The 548-nt window shown below is 55.5% G+C and carries 2 pseudogenes; both read left to right on the forward strand.

Features of this window, described 5'->3' with window-relative positions:
* Positions 1 to 167, forward strand: a pseudogene (locus BBD46_RS18965) (IS607 family transposase); the annotation flags it as partial.
* A pseudogene (locus tag BBD46_RS18970) lies at positions 160 to 548 on the forward strand (transposase); the annotation flags it as partial. The pseudogenes BBD46_RS18965 and BBD46_RS18970, both read left to right, overlap by 8 nt.

Genomic DNA, 548 nt, shown 5'->3' on the forward strand with positions numbered 1-548 from the left:
CCATCACTGTCATCGAAGACGAGACGGACAAATCAGCACAGGAAGAACTTGTTGATGACCTCATCAAACTCGTCGCCAGCTTCAGCGGCAAACTCTACGGGATGCGTTCATCGAAAAAGAAACAGGTTGTCAACACCGTCGAATCTGAGGTGAAAACCGATGAGTGACCACCTCTCGCTCCCGATTCACCTCCCAGATGAGGACGACAAACGATTCGAGCGACTGGCAACACTCACCCGTCGTGTCGCCAACCATGTCCTTGGAGACCACTGGACGCCAGTCCATCTGGACGGCATTGCCGACGCATCGCATCAGGCGTGGAATTACTTCGATGAACACGAACCGTTCGACGAACTCGGCCTGTATCTCCCCTCGCGGTTTCGACGGTGCATCTTGCAGAAAGTCGGTGAAACGCTCCGAAGCCACGCCGACCGCCGAGACGCCTTCCAGTCCATCCAAAGCGTGTTGCCCGACCACAAAATCCGACGTATCCACCGTCGTCGCATCAAAGAACAACTCTGGGATGACGGTGACTACCTCTCGTCGGG

This window comes from Natrialba sp. SSL1, from assembly GCF_001861355.1.
GTDB lineage: Archaea > Halobacteriota > Halobacteria > Halobacteriales > Natrialbaceae > Natrialba.